The organism is Stenotrophomonas maltophilia group sp. P373, from assembly GCF_053295075.1.
The window spans coordinates 2,175,386-2,198,281 of sequence record NZ_CM129994.1 but is presented as its reverse complement, the minus strand read 5'-3'; the positions used below and the strand labels follow the sequence as shown (position 1 = coordinate 2,198,281).

The 22,896-nt window shown below is 63.8% G+C and carries 28 protein-coding genes; 18 read left to right on the top strand and 10 right to left on the bottom strand.

The genetic code is table 11. The features are described 5' to 3' along the window. The first annotated feature begins 297 nt into the window (after positions 1–297). From ACSYHF_RS10220 to ACSYHF_RS10210, 3 genes are all read left to right on the top strand, one after another. Complete coding sequence (locus ACSYHF_RS10220; protein WP_111128475.1) at positions 298–513, top strand: hypothetical protein; 216 nt, start codon at positions 298–300, stop codon at positions 511–513. A gap of 56 nt (positions 514–569) precedes the next feature. Then, positions 570–839, top strand: a complete 270-nt coding sequence (locus tag ACSYHF_RS10215; RefSeq protein ID WP_065196287.1) for a hypothetical protein — start codon at positions 570–572, stop codon at positions 837–839. A 281-nt stretch (positions 840–1,120) separates the two neighbouring features. Next, positions 1,121–1,402 carry a hypothetical protein gene (locus ACSYHF_RS10210; protein WP_005416560.1) on the top strand — a complete coding sequence of 94 codons (282 nt, stop codon included), beginning with the start codon at positions 1,121–1,123 and terminating at the stop codon, positions 1,400–1,402. A 43-nt stretch (positions 1,403–1,445) separates the two neighbouring features. Here the strand turns inward: ACSYHF_RS10210 and ACSYHF_RS10205 are convergent, their stop codons facing one another. Continuing rightward, a complete protein-coding gene (locus tag ACSYHF_RS10205) occupies positions 1,446–1,757 on the bottom strand; it encodes a hypothetical protein (RefSeq protein ID WP_005416559.1) in 312 nt (103 codons plus the stop codon). 237 nt (positions 1,758–1,994) lie between these two features. After that, on the bottom strand, positions 1,995–2,948 hold the full coding sequence (locus tag ACSYHF_RS10200; protein ID WP_069138527.1) for an alpha/beta fold hydrolase: 954 nt from the start codon (positions 2,946–2,948) through the stop codon (positions 1,995–1,997). Positions 2,949–3,429: 481 nt separating this feature from the next. Here ACSYHF_RS10200 and ACSYHF_RS10195 point away from each other — a divergent pair, with 481 nt between their 5' ends. Then, entirely contained in the window at positions 3,430–4,350 is a 921-nt protein-coding gene (locus ACSYHF_RS10195; RefSeq protein ID WP_447576405.1) for an MBL fold metallo-hydrolase, read from the top strand. Positions 4,351–4,464: 114 nt separating this feature from the next. On the opposite strand, the gene ACSYHF_RS10190 is transcribed toward ACSYHF_RS10195, so the two are convergent. The 3 genes from ACSYHF_RS10190 to ACSYHF_RS10180 all read right to left on the bottom strand — a co-directional run bounded on the left by ACSYHF_RS10190 (position 4,465) and on the right by ACSYHF_RS10180 (position 6,361). Then, positions 4,465–5,346 (bottom strand): RNA polymerase sigma-70 factor, encoded by an 882-nt coding sequence (locus tag ACSYHF_RS10190; protein ID WP_447576404.1) that lies wholly within the window; start codon positions 5,344–5,346, stop codon positions 4,465–4,467. 75 nt (positions 5,347–5,421) lie between these two features. After that, positions 5,422–5,826, bottom strand: a complete 405-nt coding sequence (locus ACSYHF_RS10185) for a cupin domain-containing protein (protein WP_447576403.1) — start codon at positions 5,824–5,826, stop codon at positions 5,422–5,424. A 55-nt stretch (positions 5,827–5,881) separates the two neighbouring features. Then, positions 5,882–6,361, bottom strand: coding sequence for a carboxymuconolactone decarboxylase family protein (locus ACSYHF_RS10180; protein ID WP_005416554.1), 480 nt, complete (start codon positions 6,359–6,361; stop codon positions 5,882–5,884). Positions 6,362–6,450: 89 nt separating this feature from the next. Between ACSYHF_RS10180 and ACSYHF_RS10175 the strand changes: the two genes are divergently transcribed. The 9 genes from ACSYHF_RS10175 to ACSYHF_RS10135 all read left to right on the top strand — a co-directional run bounded on the left by ACSYHF_RS10175 (position 6,451) and on the right by ACSYHF_RS10135 (position 15,023). Beyond that, the gene (locus tag ACSYHF_RS10175) at positions 6,451–6,759 is read left to right on the top strand and encodes a sigma factor-like helix-turn-helix DNA-binding protein (RefSeq protein ID WP_329915346.1); all 309 of its coding nucleotides are present in this window, start codon (positions 6,451–6,453) and stop codon (positions 6,757–6,759) included. Further along, the gene (locus tag ACSYHF_RS10170; RefSeq protein ID WP_134729277.1) at positions 6,756–7,787 is read left to right on the top strand and encodes a LysR family transcriptional regulator; all 1,032 of its coding nucleotides are present in this window, start codon (positions 6,756–6,758) and stop codon (positions 7,785–7,787) included. Before ACSYHF_RS10175 ends, ACSYHF_RS10170 begins: the two co-directional genes overlap by 4 nt. A gap of 127 nt (positions 7,788–7,914) precedes the next feature. Beyond that, positions 7,915–8,682: an SDR family oxidoreductase gene (locus ACSYHF_RS10165; RefSeq protein WP_447576402.1), complete on the top strand. Its 768-nt coding sequence runs from the start codon at positions 7,915–7,917 to the stop codon at positions 8,680–8,682. A 47-nt stretch (positions 8,683–8,729) separates the two neighbouring features. Next, complete coding sequence (locus ACSYHF_RS10160; protein ID WP_447576401.1) at positions 8,730–9,245, top strand: Ohr family peroxiredoxin; 516 nt, start codon at positions 8,730–8,732, stop codon at positions 9,243–9,245. A 306-nt stretch (positions 9,246–9,551) separates the two neighbouring features. Beyond that, on the top strand, positions 9,552–10,199 hold the full coding sequence (paoA, locus tag ACSYHF_RS10155) for an aldehyde dehydrogenase iron-sulfur subunit PaoA (protein WP_019336581.1): 648 nt from the start codon (positions 9,552–9,554) through the stop codon (positions 10,197–10,199). Next, positions 10,196–11,146: an FAD binding domain-containing protein gene (locus ACSYHF_RS10150; RefSeq protein ID WP_447576400.1), complete on the top strand. Its 951-nt coding sequence runs from the start codon at positions 10,196–10,198 to the stop codon at positions 11,144–11,146. The genes paoA and ACSYHF_RS10150 overlap by 4 nt, the downstream gene beginning before the upstream one ends. Next, positions 11,146–13,350 (top strand): aldehyde oxidoreductase molybdenum-binding subunit PaoC, encoded by a 2,205-nt coding sequence (gene paoC / locus ACSYHF_RS10145; RefSeq protein ID WP_447576399.1) that lies wholly within the window; start codon positions 11,146–11,148, stop codon positions 13,348–13,350. Before ACSYHF_RS10150 ends, paoC begins: the two co-directional genes overlap by 1 nt. 9 nt (positions 13,351–13,359) lie before the next feature. Continuing rightward, a complete protein-coding gene (locus tag ACSYHF_RS10140) occupies positions 13,360–14,421 on the top strand; it encodes an XdhC family protein (protein ID WP_447576398.1) in 1,062 nt (353 codons plus the stop codon). Then, complete coding sequence (locus ACSYHF_RS10135; RefSeq protein WP_447576397.1) at positions 14,397–15,023, top strand: nucleotidyltransferase family protein; 627 nt, start codon at positions 14,397–14,399, stop codon at positions 15,021–15,023. Before ACSYHF_RS10140 ends, ACSYHF_RS10135 begins: the two co-directional genes overlap by 25 nt. Before the next feature lie 104 nt (positions 15,024–15,127). Here ACSYHF_RS10135 and ACSYHF_RS10130 read toward each other — a convergent pair whose 3' ends face one another. Further along, positions 15,128–15,598 carry a hypothetical protein gene (locus tag ACSYHF_RS10130; RefSeq protein WP_447576396.1) on the bottom strand — a complete coding sequence of 157 codons (471 nt, stop codon included), beginning with the start codon at positions 15,596–15,598 and terminating at the stop codon, positions 15,128–15,130. Next, positions 15,599–15,955 (bottom strand): hypothetical protein, encoded by a 357-nt coding sequence (locus ACSYHF_RS10125; protein ID WP_447576435.1) that lies wholly within the window; start codon positions 15,953–15,955, stop codon positions 15,599–15,601. A 605-nt stretch (positions 15,956–16,560) separates the two neighbouring features. On the opposite strand from ACSYHF_RS10125, the gene ACSYHF_RS10120 reads away from it, so the two are divergent. The 3 genes from ACSYHF_RS10120 to ACSYHF_RS10110 all read left to right on the top strand — a co-directional run bounded on the left by ACSYHF_RS10120 (position 16,561) and on the right by ACSYHF_RS10110 (position 20,627). Beyond that, a complete protein-coding gene (locus tag ACSYHF_RS10120) occupies positions 16,561–18,036 on the top strand; it encodes an AAA family ATPase (protein ID WP_197599009.1) in 1,476 nt (491 codons plus the stop codon). Continuing rightward, entirely contained in the window at positions 18,033–18,719 is a 687-nt protein-coding gene (locus ACSYHF_RS10115; protein WP_447576395.1) for an HNH endonuclease, read from the top strand. Before ACSYHF_RS10120 ends, ACSYHF_RS10115 begins: the two co-directional genes overlap by 4 nt. 978 nt (positions 18,720–19,697) lie before the next feature. Continuing rightward, positions 19,698–20,627 carry a hypothetical protein gene (locus ACSYHF_RS10110; protein ID WP_134955159.1) on the top strand — a complete coding sequence of 310 codons (930 nt, stop codon included), beginning with the start codon at positions 19,698–19,700 and terminating at the stop codon, positions 20,625–20,627. A gap of 28 nt (positions 20,628–20,655) precedes the next feature. Here the strand turns inward: ACSYHF_RS10110 and ACSYHF_RS10105 are convergent, their stop codons facing one another. The 3 genes from ACSYHF_RS10105 to ACSYHF_RS10095 form a co-directional block, all read right to left on the bottom strand. Then, positions 20,656–21,030, bottom strand: a complete 375-nt coding sequence (locus ACSYHF_RS10105; RefSeq protein ID WP_197599011.1) for a DUF3653 domain-containing protein — start codon at positions 21,028–21,030, stop codon at positions 20,656–20,658. Next, positions 21,023–21,499 (bottom strand): DUF3693 domain-containing protein, encoded by a 477-nt coding sequence (locus tag ACSYHF_RS10100; RefSeq protein ID WP_447576394.1) that lies wholly within the window; start codon positions 21,497–21,499, stop codon positions 21,023–21,025. The genes ACSYHF_RS10105 and ACSYHF_RS10100 overlap by 8 nt, the downstream gene beginning before the upstream one ends. Before the next feature lie 114 nt (positions 21,500–21,613). After that, positions 21,614–22,234: a hypothetical protein gene (locus ACSYHF_RS10095; protein ID WP_447576393.1), complete on the bottom strand. Its 621-nt coding sequence runs from the start codon at positions 22,232–22,234 to the stop codon at positions 21,614–21,616. A 125-nt stretch (positions 22,235–22,359) separates the two neighbouring features. On the opposite strand from ACSYHF_RS10095, the gene ACSYHF_RS10090 reads away from it, so the two are divergent. Further along, the gene (locus ACSYHF_RS10090) at positions 22,360–22,584 is read left to right on the top strand and encodes a hypothetical protein (protein ID WP_447576392.1); all 225 of its coding nucleotides are present in this window, start codon (positions 22,360–22,362) and stop codon (positions 22,582–22,584) included. Continuing rightward, the gene (locus tag ACSYHF_RS10085) at positions 22,581–22,757 is read left to right on the top strand and encodes a hypothetical protein (protein ID WP_447576391.1); all 177 of its coding nucleotides are present in this window, start codon (positions 22,581–22,583) and stop codon (positions 22,755–22,757) included. The genes ACSYHF_RS10090 and ACSYHF_RS10085 overlap by 4 nt, the downstream gene beginning before the upstream one ends. Positions 22,758–22,896 lie beyond the last annotated feature (139 nt).

Here is a 22,896-nt window from a genome sequence, read left to right as displayed (position 1 = left end):
TAGATATCGCAGGCAAGCCGGATGACCGGCGCCACTTCGTGCCGGAAACTCATCGCGGGCAGCGCACCCAGATTGAAGGCGGTTTCCCAGTGGGCCAGCTCGCGCTCCACATCGACAACGTGCTTGCTTCTTCCGTGGCTCACGGCGCCTACCCCTGTTCGAAACCTCACTGTACACGCTCGCTGCCGGGAGCCTGTTCATCACAACCGTTCATACAACGCGCTTGCCGGCACGTTCCCGTAACGGCAACAGGCCCACAGTCAATCGGCAGCAGACTTGCTGCGGCGGAGAATCGAAATGAACAGCGTCCCCGAACAGAACAGGAATGACCGCTCCAACGCGTCCGCTGAAGCAGAACAGCCTGCACCGCAGGGGCAGGGCGAGGGGGGCGAACCCGGCGGGGAGGAGCCCGGCAAGCAAGGACAGCAACAGCAGCAGGACAACAAGGATAGCGAGAGCCCGAAGCCAGCGGATGAAAAGAAGGGCGGTCTCGGCGGCGATACCCGCCGCTGAGGAACAGGAGGAGCCGCGCACCGAGCGGCTGCTTCCGCAGCAGACAGGGAGCGCGCATGTCCTCGCAAAGCCAGGCGATCAGCCTGATGACCAAGATCATGTACCAGTGCCGCCCGGAGAGAACGACGACGATGGCGCAATGCCGTTGCTGCGATGCGCCCAGTCCTGGCGGGATGGAGTGCGCACGGTGCCTGACCGGAAGGCTTGGCGAAACGATTCACAATCGTGGCGCAGCGTTCGGCTGGCTGGAGTCGTTCCGCAGGGTCCAGCAGGACGAAGCACACGTATTCGAATGCGCAAAGCGCGTCGATGCGGCATCTTCCTAGGCGTCGCATCCAGACCTGACATCGCGCAGGCGTATGCTCGGGTCATCCAGGAGCAACGCCATGACTTTTCCGATCTGCATCTACGATAGAACGGGCACGGGGCTCCGGCTGCCCACGGGGTGGTGGATCGACCTTCAGTCCGATCTGCCCGCGCTGGTGAACGGCGCCGCACGTATCGACCTTCCGCGCTCTTCGAAAGACGAGCATCCACGCTTGGATCCAGAGGTCCTGAGGGACCTTTTCCGGCGCATCGGGGGTTCGCAGTGGCTAGGTTGAATCCGGTGCGTTCCCTGGGAGTGCGCTGGCTGTTCTTCCGTCTTCGCAACGGCCAATCCATCAGTCCCGCCAGGTTGATGTCCGTCTGGTCCGAGGCTGCCGAATCCAATGAGTGCGCCGTGCGCCGCGAGATCATCGACGGCGCAGGCTACGTCTATGCCCTGTACGCGCCCAACAGCCTGCTTTCCCCCCGGCGTGTGGAGCTGCGCATGAGAGCGCTGCTGGAGGAGGCGGGCTACGCCTTCACGATGGGTAGCCTGGCAGGGCGTCACCCCGGCGACGGTTGAGGCGCGGCGCTGAGGCGCCGGCCGGACAGCCCATGCGTCGCTCTCATTCGGGGCCATCAGGCTCCAGAGGTTCGTCAGGTGCGGGATCGAAGAGCGCCAGCATCCGTTCCCGCCGGCACTGTTCGAGCCAGTGGTGCCATATCTCCACCTCGTCCATCAGCCCCGTGGCACCGCACGCGGGGCACGTGAGCGTCGTGCCCAATGGACTCGTCTTGATGCCGGCGTCCTGGGTCATTGAGGAGCGCAAGCCGCAGCTCTTGCAGGTCGATCGCAACTGATCGAGGCGAACGATGGCGCCATTGCGCGCAAGAAGGGGCTGGATCGCGTGGATCCGGAAGGCATTGGGAGGATGCATGGCCGTGTCGTCTGAGGCTGGACACGGGAGCAAAGGATTCTGCGCCGGAGAAGAGCCGTGAGAGCGCAGTGTGCTTTGTTGGAGGTTAACCCTTCATCAAGGTGCACACCGCGCGCCATGACTGGCTTGAAATCCCACGGCCGCAATCGTGCACTGACGTGGCAGCCGGCGCTCGTCCGGTGCCGGCCCTGCCTCTGGGGAGGAAGGGCTCCGCCATCACGACGGAGCCCCGTACACTCACTTTTCCTGCAGGAACGCCAGCAGATCCTGGTTGACCTTGTCCTTGTGGGTGTCGGTCAGGCCGTGCGGCGCACCCGGGTAGACAATCAGCTTTGCGCCCTTGATGAGCTTCGCCGATTGGCGGCCCGAGATGTCGATCGGCACGATCTGGTCGTCGTCACCGTGGATGACCAGGGTGGGCACATCGAATTTCTTCAGGTCTGCGCGGAAATCGGTGGCCGAGAACGCAGCGATCGAGTCGTAGGTGTTCTTGTGGCCGCCCTGCATGCCCTGTGCCCACCACGCATCGATCAGCCCCTGCGACACCTTCGCGCCCGGGCGGTTGAAGCCATAGAACGGGCCCGACGGAATGTCCTTGTACAGCTGCGCGCGGTTATCCATCTGTGCCTTGCGGATGCCATCGAACACTTCGATCGGCAGGCCGTTCGGGTTGTCGGCGGTCTTCAGCATGAACGGCGGTACCGAGCTGATCAGCACGGCCTTCTTCACCCGCCCGGTGCCATGCCGGCCGATGTAGCGCGCCACTTCGCCGCCACCGGTGGAGAAGCCCACCAGGGTCACATCGTGCAGGTCCAGCGTATTGATCACCGTGGCCAGGTCATCAGCGTAGTGATCCATGTCGTTGCCATCCCACGGCTGGCTGGAACGGCCGTGGCCGCGACGGTCATGGGCAATGACGCGGTAGCCGTGGTTGGCCAGGAAGATCATCTGCGATTCCCAGCTGTCCGAGTTCAACGGCCAGCCGTGGCTGAAGGTCACGACCGGGCCGTTCTTCGGGCCCCAGTCCTTGTAGTACAGCTGCACGCCATCGGCGGTGGTGATGTAGCTGGCGGTGCGCGCGATGCTGGTGACTGCCGCCGGCCTGGCCGGTTCGGCGGCCTGCGCGGACAGGCCGGCCTGGACCGAGAGGGCGAGGGTGGCAACGGCCAGGGTACGGGCGAAGGTGTTCATGCGGGAGCTCTCATGGGTGGGTGGTGAGACGTACTTTGCGCCTGCAATCAGGCGTCCGAGTGATGAACTGTCCGGATTTCTTGATAGAGCGTCCTGAGTGCACGGATCCACAGTGGGGTCGACTGGATGATCATCCGAAGCTGCCCGACCTGGGCCTGCGCACTACCGAACGAGCCAGAGGCGCTTGCAATGGTGGCATTGCAGCCGGTTCCGCATTGCTTCCCGGAACGCAACATGACGTACCCCTTCACGGCGCTACCGCACCTGCGGCGTGCTGCCTAGGCTGATCCCACACGGCACCTGCCGTGTTCCGGGCCCATTGCCCGCGCAGTGGCCCGTCTTCCCATGAACTCCGCAGCGCTGGCCTGCCAGGCAACCGTGCCCTGGCAATGTCACGGCCTGCGCCATGGGCAAGCGCCCGGATTCGTGCGCGCCAGCCTTGCATTGCTGCCCGCCCAACGCCTCATCGTGGAGATCCCTCATGTTCAGTATGGAAAACAACGCCGCGCCCATTGCTCCCGCCCTCGATGAACTGGTGCCCTCGCGCTACGCCCTGAAAGTGGGCGACGTCGAAGTGCTGGTGATCAGCGATGGCGTCCTGCCGTTGCCCACCCAGATGCTCGGCCACAACGTGCCGGCGGACGACCGTGCCCAATGGTTCGAAGAGATGTACCTGCCCCAGGATGCTTTCGACTGGGCATTGAACGTGATGGTGGTGCACAGCGGTGATCGCGCCATCCTCATCGATGCCGGCCTGGGCATGGACCCGGACCTGCAGCTGCCGCGCGCCGGCCAGCTGATCCGCCGCCTCGGTGCCGCCGGTATCAACCTGAGCGAAATCACCGACGTGGTGATCACCCACATGCACATGGACCACGTCGGCGGCCTGCTGGTTGAAGGCGTAAAGGAACAGCTGCGCCCGGACCTGAAAATCCACGTCGCAGCCGCGGAAGTCGAGTTCTGGAAGTCGCCGGACTTCAGCCGTACCAACATGCCGCAGGGCTTCCCCGATGCGCTGCGCGCCACGGCCAAGCACTTCTGGGCCGAGTACAGCAGCTATGTGCACACCTTCCAGGACGAACAGCAGATCGCACCGGGCGTGACGGCCCGCCGTACCGGTGGGCATACCCCGGGCCACTGCGTGGTGCGCGTGGCGTCTGCGGGGCAGGCCCTGACCTTTGCCGGTGACGCGGTGTTCGCGGTCGGCTTCGACCAACCGAACTGGCACAACGGCTTCGAGCACGACCCGGAGGAATCCGCACGCGTTCGCGTTGCTCTGCTGAAGGAACTGGCCGGCACCGGCGAAATGCTGGTGGCCACGCATCTTCCGTTCCCGTCAGTGGGCCGGGTGTCGCTGGAGGGCGAGACGTTCCGCTGGGTGCCGGTGTTCTGGGACTTCTGATCGGATCCTGCGGATACAGCGCAAGCACGAGTTTTCGACGGGGCGCGTCGGCGCCCCGCTCGAAACCCGCAAGGGCGAGGCCAACAACGGACGCCATCCACGCCTGGCGTGGATCTACTGGATGGCGGTGGGGTGGGCCAACCGCTGCAGCTTGTGCGGATTGCGCTGCACCAGGATCTGCGTGATCCGCTCGCCATCGGTCTCGAAGGCCATCGCCGCCTCCAGCTCGCCATCGAAATAGCGCAGCAGTCCCAACCGTCCGTTGAGCATGGCCGGCACCATCCGCAACTGCGCGCTGCGCCGCAGGTGCGGGGCATACAGCAGCTGGGCAATGCGTGCACCCCCGACCATCGGCCCGGGGAAGCTGGTGACGATACCGCCGCCGTCACCCACCAGCTCGGCCGATTCGGTCATCAAGGCCTTCATCGTGCGGAAATCGCCGCTGGACGCGGCCTCGGCGAAGCGGCGCAGCAGTTTCTGGTGCACGTCCTGCGAGACGTTGTAGCGCGGGCGTTCCTGCCGGAGCTGCTGGCGCGCACGATGCACGATCTGCCGGCAGGCGGCTTCCGTCTTGTCCAGGGTGCGCGCGACCACGGCGTAATCCTGATCGAACACGTCGTGCAGCAGGAAAGCCGCACGCGCATCAGGGGCCAACCGTTCCAGCACACTGAGGAAGGCGACCGACAGATCGCTGGCGGTTTCCAGCACGTACTCGGGCGTGGCGGTGTCATCGGTCAGCAGCGGCTCGGGCAACCACATGCCCACATAGTGTTCGCGCGCATGCCGGGCCAGGCGCAGGCCATCAATGGCGCGACGGGTGGTGGTCGCCACCAGCCAGGCTTCCGGATTCTCGATCTGTGACTGGTCGGTGCCATGCCAGCGCAGCCAGACATCCTGCACCACGTCTTCGGCTTCGTGCGAAGACCCAAGCATGCGGTAGGCCACGCCGAACAGGCGTGGGCGGAGGCGTGAGAACAGCGCAGTGGATTCGTCCATGCCAGCGTAGACGGGACAGGTCCCCGGATTGTGACACCCGGGAACCTGTCGTTGGTGCCAGCGCCGGACGTGCGATCAGTGCGGCGGCAGCACCGCCGGCTTGCCGATGTCCTTGATCAGGAACACCACGAACTTCGCCGGCTCGGTGGCGCTGGCGTTGCGGCCTACGGTGTGCAGATCGGCCGGGCCTTCATGGAAGGCCTCGCCCGGGCCAAGGGTGACTTCCTTGCCGCCAGCAACACCCATCACGATCCGCCCTTCCAGGACATAGACGAAGCCATGGGCATCGTGGCGGTGGACAGGATCGGCGCCACCCGGCGGATACTCCACGGTAAGGATCAGCGCTTCCTTGCCGGGCTGCTCCGGCAGGGCGCGGGTCATCACCTCGCGCACCAGGGGCTGGGGCGCAGCAGAGGGCGGGGTGGCGGCAGCGCCGCACAGTGGCAGCAGCGCAAACAGGACCAGAACAGAGCGACGCATGGCAGGTCTCCAAAGCGGTAGAGGAGGGCCGCAGCATGGGGCAGCGGCCGAAGGATCAGGCCAGGCCGGCCTTGTCCAGGCCAAAGGCCGTATCCAGGGTGCCGGGCGTGGTACGGAAGGCAACGTTGGCGCGGTTCCAGGCGTTGATCGCCATCACCGCGTGGGTGAGGTCGACAATCTCCTGATCGGACAGCTGGCCGCGCACGCGCGAGTACAGCTCGTCGGGCACACCCTGCGCCGGCAGCTGGGTCAGTACTTCGGTCCAGGCCAGGCAGGCGCGCTCGCGCGGGCTGAACAGCGTCGATTCACGCCATGCTGCCAGGTGATGCAGGCGCAGCGGGCGCTCACCACGCAGGGTGGCCTCCTTCACGTGCATGTCCAGGCAGAAGCCACAGCCGTTGAGCTGCGATGCACGGATGTTGACCAGATCGATGATGGCCGCTTCGATCGAGGCGGTGTGGGCGGCATGCGAGTACAGGCCGAGCTTCTTGAACAGTTCGGGGGATTGCGCGGCGTAATCCAGGCGTGCGGTCATGGTGTGTTCCTGTAGCGTGTGAAGGGCACAGCGAGGCTAGGCCTGCATTCGCAATGCCGGTAGGCGGGGGCCGGGACGCACGCTGTTGCATGAAAGACACCAATGTCCTGTCACAGCGGCCGATGCTCGGCCGTCTGCCGGGCATGGACACCTCATCGCACCTGCGCACCGCATCGCGCCCTGCCAGCGAACAGGTCTGGCAGGCCTTCCTCACCGCATTGCGCGAACTGCCGCCCGATGCACGTGCGGTACTGTTGTTGCACGACGTGCTGGGTGCCGGATTCGAGGACATCGTGCCCCTGCTGGGGCTCGATCTTGCCGCGTGCAGGCAACGGTTGAAGCTGGCGCGGAGCCACCTGCACGCACAACGTGCCCGCCCGGAGCCAGGCCACCCATGAACGCCGCAACGCCCCGCCTGGCCAGCGACGGCCACGATGCGCTCAATGCGTCCTTCTCCACCAGCTACGCCGGCGTGCTGGCCTTCATTGCAGTGGCGTCCGAGGGCAGCTTCGCGCGCGCGGCCGACCGCCTCGGCATCGGCCGCTCGGCCGTCAGCCGCAGCGTGCAGAAGCTGGAAAGCCAGCTGGGCGTGCGGTTGTTCCTGCGCACCACGCGCTCGACCACGCTCACCCGCGAAGGCGAGCTGTTCCTCGAGGGCTGCAACCCGGGCGTGACCTGCATCCTGCAGGCGCTGGAGGAAATGCGCGACCTGCGCGAGGGCCCGCCGCGCGGGCACCTGCGCATCAGTGCCAGCCACGGCTTCGGCCGTCGGGTGATTGCGCCCTTGCTGGCAGCCTTCCGTGCCGAGTACCCGCAGGTCTCTGTAGAACTGCTGCTGGACGAGCAGGCCCCCGACCTGGCCGGTGATCGCATCGACGTGGCGTTTCGCGACGGCCTACTGGAAGACAGCCAAGTGATTGCCAAGCAGCTGGTGCCGATGCAGCTGGTCGTATGTGCATCACCGGCGTACGCGCAGGTGCACGGCCTTCCCGCGTCGGTGGACACGCTGCCCACGCATGCCTGCATCGGGCGGCGCCTGCCGGGCGGACGCATGCAGCCCTGGGAATTCCGTGTCGACGGTGCCGAAGTACACCTTCAGCCGCCTGCTGCACTGGTGTTCAACGATGCCGACCTGGCCCTGCAGGCCGTCATCGACGGGCTGGGCATCGCCCAGCTGCCCAGCTATCAGGTGCGTGAAGCGCTGTGGGCGGGCAGGGTGGTGACCTGCCTGGATCGGCATGCGCCGCTCGATCGCGGTCACTACCTGTGCTACCTCAGCCGCCGCCAGCTGCCCAAGCGCGTGCGTGCCTTCATCGACTTCAGCACGCAGCGGGTGCGCGCGCTCGAACTGGATGTGATCTCGCACTGGGAAGCACGCCAGCAGGCCACCCCTCTGAAGCCAGGCGCACAGCCTGCCTTGGCCTGAGCGTACTGGTGCGCGCCGGGCAACAGTGCGCGGCCGGTCACGGACCTACTGCCTCGCGCCCGCGCCACCTACGATGCCTGCGCCCGGCCACACGCCGGTAGCCCCTCTATATTCCAGGAGACACGCAATGAAGTTCCTCGTCATCGGTGGTACCGGCCGCATCGGCAGCAAGGTGGTGGAGCGCCTGCGTGTCGCCGGGCATGAGATCGTGGTGGCAGCGCCCTCCACCGGGGTGGATGCGCTGACCGGTGAGGGCCTGGATGCCGCCATGGACGGCGTCGACGTGGTGGTGGACCTGGCCAACTCGCCCTCGTTCGAAGACGCAGCAGTGCTTTCGTTCTTCGTGACCGCCGGCCACAACATACTTGCGGCCGCCACCCGTGCCGGCGTGCGCCACCATGTCGCGCTTTCTGTTGTTGGCACCGACAAGCTTGCCGCCAGTGGCTACTTCCGCGGCAAGATCGCCCAGGAGCGGCTGATCCGCGACTCGGGCCTGCCGTACACCATCATCCATTCCACGCAGTTCTTCGAGTTCCTGCCGGGCATCATCCAGTCCGCCGGCGACGGGACGGCCGTGCGGCTGCCGGCCGCCGACGTGCAGCCGATTGCCGCCGAGGATGTTGCCGAAGCGGTGGCACGCATCGCGCAGCAGGCGCCAGCCAATGGCGTGCTGGAGATCGCCGGGCCGCAGCGCAGCGCGATGGCGGATCTGGCCAGGCGCTATCTGCAACTGACGGGTGATTCCCGGCAGGTGGTGGCGGACGCCGATGCACTGTACTTCGGCGCGCCGCTTCAGATCGAGACGCTGGTGCCTGCCGGCCACGCGTGGCTGGGGCAGGTCGATTTCGAAGCCTGGCTGCAGCAGTCCGGTCTGTTGCAGCGGCAGCCTGCCTGAGCGGCGAATCGATCGCCTGCCGCAGCTGCGTTTGATGGAGCCGTGCAATGACCGAGCTGAAGCCGCCTTCGCCTGCCATGCTGGACCGCTACCAGGGCGACGACGTGAAGCCGCTGTACACCGGCCGCGTGCGGGTGAGCGGAGGCCAGGCCCAGCATGGGCGGGCGTCCGGCGTCGTGCGATCGGACGACGGTGCACTGGCGGTGGACCTGCGCCTGCCGCCGGAGCTCGGCGGACCTGGCGGCGGCGCCAATCCCGAGCAGCTGCTGGCTGCGGGCTATGCCGGCTGCTTCCACGGTGCCATGGTGCTGGTGGCCGCGCGCGCCGGCCTGCTGCTGCACAACCCCAGCATCGAAGTGGCGGTCACCTTCGCCCGTGATCCGGCAGATGGGCTGTACCTGCTGTCGGCCGAGATCGTGGTATATCTTCCCGGCATGGATGAGAACCTGGCCTGCGAACTCGTTCGCAACACCGAACGCGTTTGCCCGCACGCCAAGATGTTCCATCGTGGCATCAGCCATGCGGTGCATGTGCGGGTCGGCCCGCAGGCTTCGCCTCTGTAGAGTCGAGCCATGCTCGACCATGGGAAGTGGCAACTCAGACAAGCCCGCCGTAGTTGGCCTGCAGGCTGGGAATGAGTCCGGGCGTCCATGAAAGGGCTGGATGCAGTCGATTTCTTCGGACTTGCTACAACATGTTCTTCTGGGCACTCAGGCTGACTGCCTTGGCAGGTTCGTACATTTCGCCGACTTCACAGATCTGTACCCCACGGATGGGCATAGTGGCCCTTCGGTAGTGTGAGCGCGTCCATCCAGCCACGGGGTTTCCCCGAACGCCAGGAGGTCACTGTGCCAAGTTGTGATGAAGGAATGAAGTTGACGCGTCGCCAGGTGATCGCCGGCGGCGTCACGACCGTGGCGATGTCCGCCGCACCGGGGGCATCATCGCTCGCCGCCGAACTGGCCGCGCCCCCGCCGCCCAGGCCGCCGGTCATCAGCACGGTGGCCTTGACCGTCAACGGCGAGCGGCGGGAGCTTGAGCTCGACACCCGGACCACGCTGCTCGATGCCCTGCGCGAACATCTGAAGCTGACTGGAACGAAAAAGGGCTGCGACCACGGTCAATGCGGTGCCTGTACCGTGCTGGTCAACGGTGAGCGCATCAATGCCTGCCTCAGCCTGGCGGTACAGCACCAGGGCGATGCCATCACCACCATCGAAGGCCTCGGAACTCCCGATGACCTGCATCCGATGCAGGCCGCCTTCATCAAGCATGATGGCTACCAGTGCGGGTATTGCACGCCGGGGCAGATCTGTTCGGCGGTGGCGGTACTGGATGAGATCAAGCGGGGTGTCCCCAGCCATGTGCAGGCGGATGTCAGCGCACGGCCCCAGGCCACCAACATGGAAATGCGCGAACGCATGAGCGGCAACCTCTGCCGCTGCGGCGCCTATTCCAATATTGCCGAGGCGATGGCAGAGGTCGCTGGCGTGACCTCTGCAGGGAGGCGCTCATGAGGGCCTTCAGTTACGAACGCGCGAAATCCCCGGCCGAGGCCGCCAGGGCCGTCGCCGGTACCGAGGGCGCGAAGTTCCTGGCCGGAGGGACCAATCTGCTCGACCTGATGAAGCTGGAGGTCGAGACGCCAGCGCACCTGGTCGATGTGCAGGACATCGGCCTGGACAGGATCGAACCCACCGACGAGGGCGGCCTGCGCATCGGCACGCTGGTCACCAATACCGCGCTGGCCTCGCATGAGCGCGTGCGCCGCGACTACGCGGTGCTGACCCGCGCGATCGTGGCAGGTGCCTCCGGGCAGTTGCGCAACAAAGCCACCACCGGCGGCAACCTGCTGCAGCGCACGCGCTGCCCGTATTTCTACGATCCCAATCTGCCCTGCAACAAGCGCCTGCCCGGATCCGGCTGCGGCGCACTCGAGGGGTTCTCCCGGCAGATGGGCGTGATCGGCACCTCGGACAGCTGCATCGCGACCTATCCGGGCGACATGGCGGTGGCCCTGCGGGTGCTGGACGCCTCGATCCAGGCCGTCAGGGGTGACGGCAGTACGCGCAGCATCCCGATTGCCGATTTCCATCGTTCCCCCGGCGACAAGCCGCAGCAGGACAACGTGCTGCAGCGCGGTGAGCTGATCACCCACGTCACGCTGCCACAACCCCTGGGCGGTCGGCACGTGTACCACAAGGTACGTGACCGCGCGTCCTATGCGTTCGCACTGGTGTCGGTCGCCGCGGTCGTGCAGCGTGACGGCTCGGCGCGGTTCGCCTTCGGTGGGGTCGCGCCGAAACCGTGGCGCGTCGAGGCAGCCGAACCGCTGCTGCGCGACGGCGTAAAGGCCGCGGCCCGGCAGGTGTTCGCCGGTGCCCGTCCGACGCGGGAGAATGCATTCAAGATCGCGCTCGCCGAGCGCACCCTCGCAGCGGTGCTGGTGGAAGGAGAGCGCTGATGCCCCTTGAATTCAACGCCCCCGCCGGCGATAACCTGTTCGACAAGGCCAAGGTCGTCGGCAAGTCGACGCCGCGCATCGACGGCCCACGCAAGACCACCGGTACCGCCCCCTATGCCTACGAGCGCCATGACGTTGCGCCGAACCAGGCCTACGGCTACATCGTCGGTGCGGGCATCGGCAAGGGGCGCATCATTTCGATGGATGCCTCCCGCGCACGTGCCGCGCCCGGCGTACTGGCGGTCATCACCGCACCGGAAACCAAGCCGGTCGGCACATCGAACTGGAACAATGCACCGCTGTTCGGCGGGCCCGAAGTAGCCCACTACCACCAGGCCATCGCCTGCGTGGTGGCAGAGACCTTCGAGCAGGCCCGCGCCGCCGCGGCGCTGATCCGCACCCGCTACGAGCGCGGCAAGGGCCGCTTCGATTTCCCCGCCCTGGCACCGTCCGCGCCGCTGGCAAAGGGGCGTGACGGCAAGCCCGACCGGCAGGCGCTGGGCGATTTCGACACTGCCTACGCGAGCGCCGCGGTCAAGCTCGACGAGACGTACCACACCTCCGACGAAAGTCATTCGATGATGGAGCCGCACGCCACCATCGCCGCCTGGGAGGGTGACACGCTCACGCTGTGGACGGCGAACCAGATGATCGACTGGGCCAGGCAGGGCATGGCGGCGATCCTCGGCATCGATCCTGCCAAGGTGCGCGTGGACTCGCCCTATATCGGCGGCGGCTTCGGCGGCAAGCTGTTCATCCGTGCCGACGCGGTACTGGCCGCGCTGGCGGCCAAGCAGGTCGGGCGGCCGGTGAAGATCGCGCTGCAACGCCCGTTGATGCCCAACAACACCACCCACCGGCACGCGACAATTCAACGCATCCGGATCGGCTGCGGAAAGGATGGCCGGATCTCCGCCATCGCCCACGAGAACTGGTCGGGCAACATCAACGGCGAGGATGGCGAAAACGGCACCCTGCAGACGCCCAAGCTCTATGCAGGCGCCAACCGTCTGGTGGCCAACTACATCGCCACGCTCGACATGCCCGAAGGCAATGCGATGCGCGCACCGGGCGAAGCACCGGGCCACATGGCGCTGGAAGTGGCGATGGACGAAATGGCCGAGAAGCTGGGTCTCGACCCGATCGCGTTCCGCATCCTCAACGAACCCGAGGTGGTACCCGGCGATCCGTCCAAGAAGTTCTCCGACCGCAACCTGGTGCGCTGCCTGCGCGAAGGCGCGGAGCGCTTCAACTGGAACAAGCGCAACCCCAGGCCGGCGCAGGTCAGGGAAGGGGACTGGCTGGTCGGCATGGGCGTGTCTGCGGGCTATCGCGGCGCACCGACGATGAAGTCGGCGGCGCGGGTCCGGCTTGACGGCCAGGGCGGGGTGATTGTGGAGACCGACATGACCGACATCGGCACCGGCTCCTACACGATCATCGCGCAGACGGCAGCCGAGACCATGGGCGTGCCGCTGGAGCGGGTCCAGGTGACCCTCGGCGACTCCCGTCATCCCGCCTCCGCCGGTTCCGGCGGCCAGTGGGGCGCGGCAAGCTCCACCGCAGGCGTGTACGCGGCGTGCGTCAGCCTGCGCCGCAAGGTCGGCGAGAAACTCGGCTTCGACGGCGACACCGCAGACTTCGCCAATGGCCGCATCCAGGCGGATGGGCGGACCATCAAGCTGGCGGAGGCGGGCACCCTGTCGGCGGAGGACGGCATTGCCTTCGGCGACTTCAAGCAAGGCTACGACGTCGGCACCTATGCAGGGCATTTCTGCGAGGTTGCCGTGCATGCCTACACGGGAGAGACGCGCATCCGCCGCATGCTTGCCGTATGCGATGGCGGCCGGATTCTCAATCCGCTGTCCGCACGCAGCCAGGTCATCGGCGGGATGGTGATGGGTGCGGGCGCGACCCTGATGGAGGAGCTGGTGGTCGACAAACGGCTGGGCTTGTTCATCAACCACGACCTGGCCGGCTACGAGGTTCCCGTGCACGCCGACATCCCGTACCAGGAAGTGGTCTTCCTCGACACGCTGGATCCGGTGATCTCGCCGATGAAGGCCAAGGGTGTGGGTGAACTGGGCATCTGCGGGGTCGGCGCCGCGATCGCCAATGCGGTCTACAACGCAACCGGCGTGCGCGTGCGCAACTATCCCATTACCCTGGACAAGCTGTTGCCCGGCTTGCCCGACGTGGGCTGATCCTTGCGCATGGACCGACCCGCAGCCTCGCCCACTCTGGAGGCCTCCGCCGCAGGCGGAGGGGAGCCCGGCGATCTTGCCGAGCACCTGTCGGCAGCGCCGGGCTTCCTCGCCGAAGGCAGCCCGCGTGGCGTGCTCGAGACGGCCTTGACGCGCGTGCGCGCGGGGGAGCACGCCGTGCTCGCGCTGGTGCTGGAAACCGACGGCTCCACCTACGCCGGTGCCGGCGACATGGTGCTGTTCTGCAACGGCGGCCAGGTCGGCTGGCTGAGCGGCGGATGCCTGGAGCCCGAGCTCGCGCGACGCGCGGAGCAGGTGAGCGCGGCAGGGCGGGTCGACTGGATCGAGATCGACACCCGCAGTGACGACGACCTGTTGAGTGGGTCTGCGCTCGGCTGCCGCGGCCGGCTGCGGATTGCGCTCCTGCCATTGCGTGCCATGGCCGGCATCGACGACGTCATCGAGGTCTGGCTGCGCGAGGGTGTGTCACTCCAGCGCGACCTTCGCACGTCGGGGCAGGTCATTTTCCGTGCCGGCCATCACGAGCAGGCGTGGCAGCTGCATCCGATGGAGGGTACGCAGCCCTTTGGCGAGGGAGCATGGCATTTGCCGTTGCCCCGGCTTCCGCGGGCCCTGGTGTTGGGGGGCGGTCCCGAAACGCCCTTCCTGGTTCCGTTGCTGCGCGGCCTGGGGTGGCGGGTCAGCGTGGCCGAACGGCGAGCGCGCTGGGCCTCAGCCGGGCAGTGCGCAGATGCGCATCGTCAGACCAACCCGGCCGAGGCCCTTCATGGCGACCCGTGCGACGCGGTACTGGTGATGCATCACGATTTCGAACTGGACCGGGAGGCGCTGGTGGCCCTGGCTGATACCAACGTCGCGTTCATTGGACTGCTGGGGCCACGGCGAAGGCGCGAGGACCTGTTCAAGCTGCTGACACCGGAACAGCGCCACCGCCTGTCCCCGAGACTTCGGTCACCGGTCGGCCTGAGCATCGGCGGCCGGGGGCCAGAGGCGATTTCGCTCAGCATCGCCGCGCAGCTGCAGCAATGGCGAAGCGCGCACGGCAGGTGACTGACGCGCATGCGGTCGTCGTGCTGGCTGCCGGCGGGAGCACCCGACTTGGCCAGCCCAAGCAGCTTCTGACCCGGCAGGGCGAGACCTTGGTACATCGCGTGGTGCGGTTGGCGCGGGAGCTCGCGCCAGCGCAGGTACTGGTCGTGGTGGGCGCGAACGCACAGGCCGTGACATCCAGCATTGCCGGCCTGGAGGCCACTCCGGTAACCAACCCCCACTGGGAACGCGGCCTGGCGAGCAGCCTGCAGGTTGCCGGCGCACGCCTGCTGCCCACGGTGACCGCGGTAATGGTCGTGGCATGCGACCAGCCCGCAATCGAGCGCTCCCATCTGCAGGCGCTGCTTTCGGGTGCCCGCGTCTCAGCGTCAGGGTGCGCGGGTACCCATCATGGAGACGCGCTTGGCATTCCTGCAGTAGTGCCGCGTGCATGGTTCAACTCTGCGTATGCAACCGTTGACCGCGGCTTCGGAGCGCGCCTGCGGCAACTTCCTGTCGATACGGTGCATGTCCTACAGGCACCGGAACTGGGCCTGGATATCGATACGCCAGAAGATCTTGCGCGTGCGCGCGATGCGGGCTGGATCGATGCCGGGAGGTGACTCGCATGATCACTGGACCAATGCCTGTCGCGCAGGTGACGAGCGGCAGAGCTGCAGCCCGAACCCTCGCTGCCCGCAACCCTGTAGAGTCGGGCCATGCTCGACTACGGCACGCCACATCGCGCCCCATCAGGCACATCACCAGCAAGAATCTGCAGCACCCGATCCAACAGAACAGGTTCCGGCACGCCAGCCAGTACCTGCTCCAGGTAATCCAACGGCTCCAACTGCCATTGCAGGAGCGCCCGCAACCGCACAATGGCAGGCGCCCGCTGCTTCGCGTCCAGTGAGACCTGCAACAGCAGATGTTGCGGGCGCCTCTCCAGCCACAGCACGGGTATGCCTCGGCAATGAACCTGGAACGCGGCATCTCGATGCCGCTCAACGAACTGGAAGCCCTGTCGTGGCCGAGCCTCCACGAACTGCATGGCTTGGCGGCGCAATTGCAGAAAGCGATCGCCGGGGATGCTGTGGAAACCGATAGGCGAGGGCTTGGGCGGTGCCAGCCACTGCGTCTGTGCAGCAACCACCACCACAAGACAGAGCGCGGTGGCCACCCAGCGCCACCAGGCCACTCAGCCCTCCGGATGCAGTCGGGTACTGGCGTGTGCGGCAAGGCCGATTCCAGCCATGATCAGCCCCTCCATCACGCGTGGGCCAACGTACTGCTCCAGTTCGCCATTTTCGCGGGCACGCTGTGCGGCCAGCAGGATCTCCAGCACCACCCGAAGACCCGCCAGCGAGCAGTCGGTATCCGCCAAGGCGATGCGTCGGCCCGGCATCTGATGCCGTTCCGGCCAGGGCTGACCATCGGAGGCGGCACCGGCGCCGATGCTGTGCAGCAGGGCGATGAGAGTGTTCGGGTCCAGCGCAGGGCCATTCGCAGGCACGTCGTGGATGGGGTGCGGGGCAGGGGAGTGGGGCTGGGTCATGGCGGGGCTCCTTGCGTGCATGCAGAAGCCGCCACCGATAAAGGTGGCGGACGATGCGTGGCTCGAAATCCGGTGTGCAATCAGACCGGCAGGCACAAGGCCTCCACGCACCGCCCGCCATAGCCGGCTGACGGATTGCCAGTCGGCACCACGCGGCGGTGGTGCCGACTGGCAAGCGCTTTTTACGATTGCAGAACCGAGGATTTCGAGGCCTCGACCACCCGTTTTCGGTGGCACGCAAAGAAATACGCCCGGTTGTGTGCGATGCCAATGCAGTAAGGCTGATGCCGACACCACTTTCAACATTTTCAGAATCGTTGCATACGGCGCAATGAGGCGGGAGCCTTGCGCTGCAAGGCTGTCGACCATGTCAGTGGTGCGTGCCTAATGAGTGTCGGCATCCGCCCGGCGAGGCTGTGAGCGAGCCGGATGCGACAGGATTACCAAAGGTCGTCGGGCGTCAGCAGGCCTTCAACGCAGCCTTGGTCCGCTCCAGCCATGCGGCATTGTGCCGGCCGGGACAACATCCGACGTTACCGCTTAGGCTAAGAGCGGCCATCTGTATATAATGCCCAAACACCGCGAATCAAAGGACTCTCGCGCAAATGCACTTGGATAGCTTGACATTGATCGGTGTTCGCCAATTCGAACACCAGACCTTCTATTTTCGACCTGGATTTAATCTACTCGTCGGAGAAAATGGGGCTGGGAAGACCACCATTCTGCGTGGATTACTTGCTGCAATGGCAGGCGCGAAGCAGCGCGGGTCAAGCTTCAACCTTCAAGATGGCGATATTGGATTTGGTGCGCGCCGCGCGGAAGTTATCGCAGTTGTGCGTAGTGGCAACCAATTCAAGGAATTCAGTTTTTACAAGGAGTTATGGAAACCTGCCGAGCGCACCAAGGACCGAAAAAGCGCGCCGCTCGTCCTTCTGTACTCATCGAGCGAATCCATATGTTCCGCGCTTAAGGCGAAGCGAGGGCGGCTAGTTCGGGAGCTTGTCAACGATCCATCGCGAGGTAGTGAAGAGTTTCTTTATGCCGCCGAGGAAAGGGTTCGTCAGAGGACGATAGCAGATAGGTCCAAGAAATTTGGAAGCAGTCGTTCGGTGAGGGAATTTGTTGGAAAAGTACTCTCAACTTTTTCTCCTGACATGGGCGACTTCTACTGGCGCTTTGAACCCTATGACTGTTCACTTGTAGCCAATGAAGGCTCCGGGAGGCGTCCGCGTTTTGAGGCAGAAATACAAACTCTCGCGCGCGATGTTGCGATGCGTTATTTTCAGCAGAGCTTAATACGAAGGGGGCGGAACTACAGCTGGCCTGACCAACCGAAAATGGTTCTCGCGCCAGATTCCAACGAGTTCGACCTCGGTCAACGAGGCATACCCAGCTTGAAATCGATATGGCAGAGCGCTGATATGCCGTCGGAGGCCGCTCGACGATACTTGATGAACTGCTCCCTGGAGGTGAAGCTTGCCCCAAGAATCATGATTAGACGAAAAATTGGAGCACTTCCATTGAGTCAGCTTTCCGACGGGGAGCAGAGGCTTTTTTCGCTGTTCGTTGATATCGCCCGGCAGTTATCCATCAGGAACGAAGGATCCCCGCTTGGCGAGGGCGAAGGGATCGTGCTTATCGACGAAATAGATGTTCACCTTCACCCGAAGTGGCAACGCAAGATTGTGCCGGCATTAGAAGATCTATTTTCCGGCTGCCAGTTCATTGCAACTACACATTCACCATTCGTAATTCAAGCGACCCAGCGCAACCAGGTGACATCTATTGACCCCGCATCTGCCGGAATATTCTTGCATGGGGGCGAGAGCATCGAAGATATTGCTGAAAATATTCAGGGAATCGATCAGCCTCAGCGCAGTGCTCGATCAGAGATGTTAAGCAAAGCGGCTGAGAAGTACTTTTCGCTTCTTCAGATACACGCAGTCGCACCGACACAAGTGAGACTGGAGGATCTACAGCTGGCCGAGCTGCGATACCGGGAAGCCAGCGAGCCATTCACATCGGACCCAGCTGTCAGTGCCCTTCTTAAGGTGATGAAGCTCGAGAGGCAAGCGCCATGAGACCAGTGAAACGAGGCGCGGCACCGAAGGCATACACGAGATACCAGGATGCTATCGGCGATTTAGAGGACTGTTTTGGTAGCTACTGTAGCTACTGCGAGCGTCGCTTCCCAGCGCTATTGGCTGTGGAGCATGTCTCACCAAAGTGTTTGGATGCAGCACGCGAGACAGACTGGACAAATTTCCTTCTTGGTTGCGTCAATTGCAACTCAACAAAGGGTAGCACCCCTACAAATGATTGCGACTTTTTGTGGCCGGACAAGGACAACACCCTAAAGGCCATTGAGTATAAGGCCGGAGGCATGGTAGTTCCATCGCCCGCGCTGAGTCCGAATGTCTATGCCAAGACCTCAGCCTTAATTGAACTGGTAGGACTTGACCGACACCCCGGTCAAACTCCTGACAAGCTCCCTAGCGATAGGGACAAGCGCTTCGAGCAGCGGGAGAGGGTGTGGCAGCTCGCCATACGCATGCAAGCAATGCTTGCGCGCAACGACAATAGTGACTTTCGCGAAACAATCGCTGAGTTGGCTGTGGGGCATGGATTCTTCAGCGTGTGGATCTCTGTATTTCTTGCCGACGCCGACATGTGCTCACGATTATTTAATGCCCACGTCGGAACTGAAAGAGACTGCTTCGAGAGCGACTGGACACTCAGAGATAGGCCAGGCGGGCATATCTAGACCGCAGCAGGGGGCTTCCCAGAGACATCGCCATGTCTGGCGCCCCTCCTGGCGCGACGCGCCGTGTTGCGCTCAGCGGGCCACGCTGGTCACGAAGATGGTAGACGCACCGAAGTCCGAGGAAAAAAATTGCGGGCGCGCAGTACATTCTCGTCACGACGACCAATGCCAAGGCGCAGCCCGCGGGCTAGTGTGGCCAGTGCGGCATCTTGGTTCCGCCCACAGGGGGCTTGAGACGTCCACTACGGAGCAGCCACGGGCACTGGGCCACTCCGTGACGCGTAAGGAGTTTGGCGTGTTGATCCAAGCGAAGGGCCACGAGATCATCGCGGCGACTTGGCCCGTGGACCCGTTTGGCGAGCAGTCCGATGCTACGACCGCACGCATCAAGGCTGCGGCGGGGTCGGCTGTGACGAGAGCGAACGAGACATAGCCGACCACCGCCGCGGCGAACGGGGCACCCTAATTGCAGCTGGGAAGCGCCCCTTGGGTACGTCCTCCGAATCGAAACCGTACCGCCCCCCAAGGCGTGACGCGTCACGCAAATCGACGGTATCGAGTACCATCCCTCCCATCAGGAGGGGAATATGGAATTGGGACAGATCCGGCCAGACGATCAGGCTCCGCCTGTATCGGAGGCCAAGCGTTCCGAAAAATCCAGAATGGCTGGGAGCAGGTTTCAGCGCCTGCTGGCGGCTGGCGGCTGGCGGCTGGCAGCGCTGCAGGGAGCAGTGATACTGGTGTAGGGGCAGCGCCCTACGGAAGCGCCTCACACGCACCGGCATGGTCTCGGCCCCGGTATCTGAAGGAACTGCTGCTACAGGCTCGGCGTCGGGGCAAGCTATCGCCGCCGATGACCGCATTTTCCAGTGCTGCTCGAAGGCAGCTAAAAGTTCACGGCGCTGGCCACACTGCACCGCACCTGTGATTTAGTGAATAATTCCCGTCAACTTCAGCAAGAAGGCAGGGGGAGGGGGTATGGCAGATTCAAAGCACGTCACATGGATCGCTACAGCTGGGCGATTCAACATAGGCGATGACCACATCACCTTCTTAGATCGCGATGACACACTTGGCACCCTTGGGGATCCACTCTTCGGGATGATTCGCTCAAACATTGACTTTGAGCAAGGATCCGTCGAGTTTGATTTCCGCATATCCGACCCTCAAGCAAGCGTCCAGGTTGCTATCCCAGGAAGCAATTCGGATCTTTTTGCGGGCGTCAATGTGATGCATGCACCCTACGGGTTCGCAGCGTTCAGAGAGAGATCCACTTGGGAACCGAAAGGTGGCGTCGGGCATGGAGCTGCCCCTATCCTCAACCAATGGAGAAGGATGCGCGTCGTCGTCGAAGGTAGCGAAGTTTCCTTGTTCGTTGACGGCGTAAATATTGTTTCGACAACATTTCCAACCGCAAGGGGGCAGCTGTACTTTGCGTTCTTCGGCGCCGCCGGCAGTGAAGTTCGGAAAATCTCAGTCAAGACTCGTCAGCCGGTGGCTTTCGTAGTCATGCAGTTCACAGACGAGTTCAATTCTCTCTACCGAGAGGTCATCAAACCGGTATGCGAACACTTTGGCTACAGGGTCGTTCGAGCAGATGAGTTCCATACCTCAACGATGATCGTTGATGACATCATTCGCTCCTTGCGAGATAGCTCTGTGGTGATCGCTGATATCACCCCCGACAACCCAAATGTTTTCTACGAGGTCGGCTACGCACATGCACTTGGTACACCGACCATTCTGCTTTCTGATCGATCGAGATCGAGGCTGCCGTTCGATGTCTCCGGGCTAAGGACGATCTTCTATAGCAACACCATCGCTGGCAAGCGTGATGTGGAAGAGGCGCTCACCAGGCACTTAACCACTCTGGGAGACCGCTGGAACTCGTCAGCTGGGCGGATGTAGGAGTGCGGGGCCGTCTTTGCCGGATACTTCACAGGCGGCGACGAGGCCTCGCTCCCGGATCCGGCAGGAGGCTCGCCGACGATTGGGTGGCGGGGCCGGCCTCGGCCGACCGCAGTTTGCGCTGGCTCACCACATCCCGCAGATTGACGACAGTGGCAGGATGATGGCGGATGCCGGCATCGCGATTGCGTGCATTTCTGGAACTGTCGAGCGACGGCGCCGAACGGGCAGCTTCCATCATGCGGCGCCATTCCTGCGCTTGGCAGGCGGTGAGCGACAGCCAGGCCAAATCTTCGGGCAGCAGCTCGCGTCCTTCGGGCGTGATCAGGCGATCACCGAGGAAAGAAAAACCGGCCCAAGGGCCGGTCAACTCGATACGTTGGTGCGGGTCAAACTCAATCATGCCGCGATCTCATCCTTGGCCGGGGACTGAGGACGCAGGCAAGAGCCGAGCCAGAGGCCCAGCCATTGCCATGCAGAGCCAACAAAGGCCCAGATTTGACGGATACGCCATTTCGCATAATGTATACAGCGTGAGTGCTCTCAAATCCTGAGACTGCAGCTTGCGCCTTGTGGGGCAGGGCGAATCCAACAGCGAGGCAAAGCGCCATCGCTGTCGCTGCAAGCTTCCGCCAGACAGCCTTCTCTTCTCGGCTGATAGCTCGCGCCTCGCCGATTACACCCAGAACGCGGGCAAGCGGCACTCCCGTCAGGCCGGCGAGAGTTGCGCAAACCACGGCATCCGGGTGCGAAACGCCCTTTCGATAGTTGCTAATCGCGGACGGCCGCACGCCGAGGCGGGGCGCTAAGTCTTTGTCGTAGCTAACGCCACACGCCTCTTTCGCCTGGTCGAGCAGGGAATTGACGTCCATTCGCTTCAAGCCCCTTGATTTTCAGAATTCAAGGGTATTGAATCACACCTGAGATCCAAGGGCCTTGAATCGCGCCGAGCTTCGAAGCGCGGCGCGCGGAAGGGCATAGCAGAACTACTTGATGGGAGGCTGGCGCAAGCTTTGAATCACATTGACCACCAATTCAGCGAACGCAGTTCGATTCTCCATCAACTCTTCAACGCCCTTGTAGAGCTCGTCGACAAGAGCGGCGTCGGGATCGTCAACAGGCCCACGCATGCTCTCTGCGTATCCATCGAAGAATTTTCGGCCTCGCCAGATGTACTGGCGCAAAGTACCCAGCGTCCCATTGATCAGCGCCAGCTTCGTCACTGCGTCCGTGTCAAGCAGAGCCATTGTGTCATCGGGCAGAACGATGTCGCCGATAGTCGGATCCATCAAGTTCATCAAATTCTCGAACTGCCAGGCCTTGGGTCGGTCACCCTCGATCGTTTCCTTAAAGCGCCTGACCATGCCATCAAGTCCGACAATCTTGCTCGTTGCACCGAACGTCGCAGTCAACAGCGCTATGGACTTTCGTCTAACCCGCTCAGCTTCTCTTTCAGCTTCCTCAACCCTGTGCACATGGGATTGGCGCGTGTAGTACGCCGCTGCCATACCAATGACCCATGCACCGGCAGCAGCCAGCCAGTCAGCGGCGTTCCCGGCCTCAATGCACTTAAGGGGAATATCGCTTCCTATCAGTACCACGGCCATCAAAACGCCCCCCAGACCAAGGGAGATTGCGCAGGCTATTCCTGCATCCCACCGACTGATAGAAGCTTGATCCTTCGCGTCCATACCACCCCCTGTGGCGGTCCTGTTCAACCGGGGATTCTGGCATGACCGAGCCCATTCTTGCCTTCGCCCTGCTGGGAGCAGTTGCGGCCGTCTCCATCGGCGCTGCCCGCATCGTGTCGTGGCTGTTGGACCGGCGTGACCGTGCCGCCATCCGGCGCGCCAAGGAAGCAACCTTCATCGCCCTGGCACGCGCCGAACTGGCCGCGTCGGGCTGGACCGTTCAGGACGAAGAGTCCTATCAGCGCCACAGGGGGCGCGCGGCATGAGCAGATACCCCTCGTTCGCCGAACTGGCGAAGTTCGATATGGGCCTCACTGCGTGCGCAGTGCTTATCGCGCTCGTTCTCGCTGGGGCAATCGTCGCCATCGTGATCGAGCAGGCGTGGCTGGCGTTTCGTCGCCTGTGGAAGCTGGTTGAGGGGCGCGCCAATGGCCGTTGATCGCTTTGCTATCGCTCTGATGAACCGGCAGCGCGGGGCGATGCTTGTCCAAGTTCTTGCAGCCCTCGAATCGACCGGGCAGTCGCTTCAGCAACCATCGCGCGCAGCGCGTTGTTTACAGGGTCCTCTCCGGGTGGCA

Bases quoted from the DNA above. Each gene is read 5' to 3' on its own strand.
- ACSYHF_RS10090 (WP_447576392.1), top strand. From the start codon at position 22,360: ATGACCGAGCCCATTCTTGCCTTCGCCCTGCTGGGAGCAGTTGCGGCC.
- ACSYHF_RS10180 (WP_005416554.1), bottom strand. From the start codon at position 6,361: ATGACCGCACGCCTGGATTACGCCGCGCAATCCCCCGAACTGTTCAAG.
- ACSYHF_RS10160 (WP_447576401.1), top strand. From the start codon at position 8,730: ATGACCGAGCTGAAGCCGCCTTCGCCTGCCATGCTGGACCGCTACCAG.
- ACSYHF_RS10215 (WP_065196287.1), top strand. From the start codon at position 570: ATGTCCTCGCAAAGCCAGGCGATCAGCCTGATGACCAAGATCATGTAC.
- ACSYHF_RS10190 (WP_447576404.1), bottom strand. From the start codon at position 5,346: ATGGACGAATCCACTGCGCTGTTCTCACGCCTCCGCCCACGCCTGTTC.
- ACSYHF_RS10115 (WP_447576395.1), top strand. From the start codon at position 18,033: ATGAGACCAGTGAAACGAGGCGCGGCACCGAAGGCATACACGAGATAC.
- ACSYHF_RS10105 (WP_197599011.1), bottom strand. From the start codon at position 21,030: ATGATTGAGTTTGACCCGCACCAACGTATCGAGTTGACCGGCCCTTGG.
- ACSYHF_RS10110 (WP_134955159.1), top strand. From the start codon at position 19,698: ATGGCAGATTCAAAGCACGTCACATGGATCGCTACAGCTGGGCGATTC.
- ACSYHF_RS10125 (WP_447576435.1), bottom strand. From the start codon at position 15,955: ATGACCCAGCCCCACTCCCCTGCCCCGCACCCCATCCACGACGTGCCT.
- ACSYHF_RS10205 (WP_005416559.1), bottom strand. From the start codon at position 1,757: ATGCATCCTCCCAATGCCTTCCGGATCCACGCGATCCAGCCCCTTCTT.
- ACSYHF_RS10220 (WP_111128475.1), top strand. From the start codon at position 298: ATGAACAGCGTCCCCGAACAGAACAGGAATGACCGCTCCAACGCGTCC.
- ACSYHF_RS10175 (WP_329915346.1), top strand. From the start codon at position 6,451: ATGAAAGACACCAATGTCCTGTCACAGCGGCCGATGCTCGGCCGTCTG.
- ACSYHF_RS10120 (WP_197599009.1), top strand. From the start codon at position 16,561: ATGCACTTGGATAGCTTGACATTGATCGGTGTTCGCCAATTCGAACAC.
- ACSYHF_RS10135 (WP_447576397.1), top strand. From the start codon at position 14,397: ATGGCGAAGCGCGCACGGCAGGTGACTGACGCGCATGCGGTCGTCGTG.
- ACSYHF_RS10185 (WP_447576403.1), bottom strand. From the start codon at position 5,826: ATGCGTCGCTCTGTTCTGGTCCTGTTTGCGCTGCTGCCACTGTGCGGC.
- ACSYHF_RS10170 (WP_134729277.1), top strand. From the start codon at position 6,756: ATGAACGCCGCAACGCCCCGCCTGGCCAGCGACGGCCACGATGCGCTC.
- paoA (WP_019336581.1), top strand. From the start codon at position 9,552: ATGAAGTTGACGCGTCGCCAGGTGATCGCCGGCGGCGTCACGACCGTG.
- ACSYHF_RS10085 (WP_447576391.1), top strand. From the start codon at position 22,581: ATGAGCAGATACCCCTCGTTCGCCGAACTGGCGAAGTTCGATATGGGC.
- ACSYHF_RS10150 (WP_447576400.1), top strand. From the start codon at position 10,196: ATGAGGGCCTTCAGTTACGAACGCGCGAAATCCCCGGCCGAGGCCGCC.
- ACSYHF_RS10100 (WP_447576394.1), bottom strand. From the start codon at position 21,499: ATGGACGTCAATTCCCTGCTCGACCAGGCGAAAGAGGCGTGTGGCGTT.
- paoC (WP_447576399.1), top strand. From the start codon at position 11,146: ATGCCCCTTGAATTCAACGCCCCCGCCGGCGATAACCTGTTCGACAAG.
- ACSYHF_RS10165 (WP_447576402.1), top strand. From the start codon at position 7,915: ATGAAGTTCCTCGTCATCGGTGGTACCGGCCGCATCGGCAGCAAGGTG.
- ACSYHF_RS10200 (WP_069138527.1), bottom strand. From the start codon at position 2,948: ATGAACACCTTCGCCCGTACCCTGGCCGTTGCCACCCTCGCCCTCTCG.
- ACSYHF_RS10140 (WP_447576398.1), top strand. From the start codon at position 13,360: ATGGACCGACCCGCAGCCTCGCCCACTCTGGAGGCCTCCGCCGCAGGC.
- ACSYHF_RS10195 (WP_447576405.1), top strand. From the start codon at position 3,430: ATGTTCAGTATGGAAAACAACGCCGCGCCCATTGCTCCCGCCCTCGAT.
- ACSYHF_RS10095 (WP_447576393.1), bottom strand. From the start codon at position 22,234: ATGGCCGTGGTACTGATAGGAAGCGATATTCCCCTTAAGTGCATTGAG.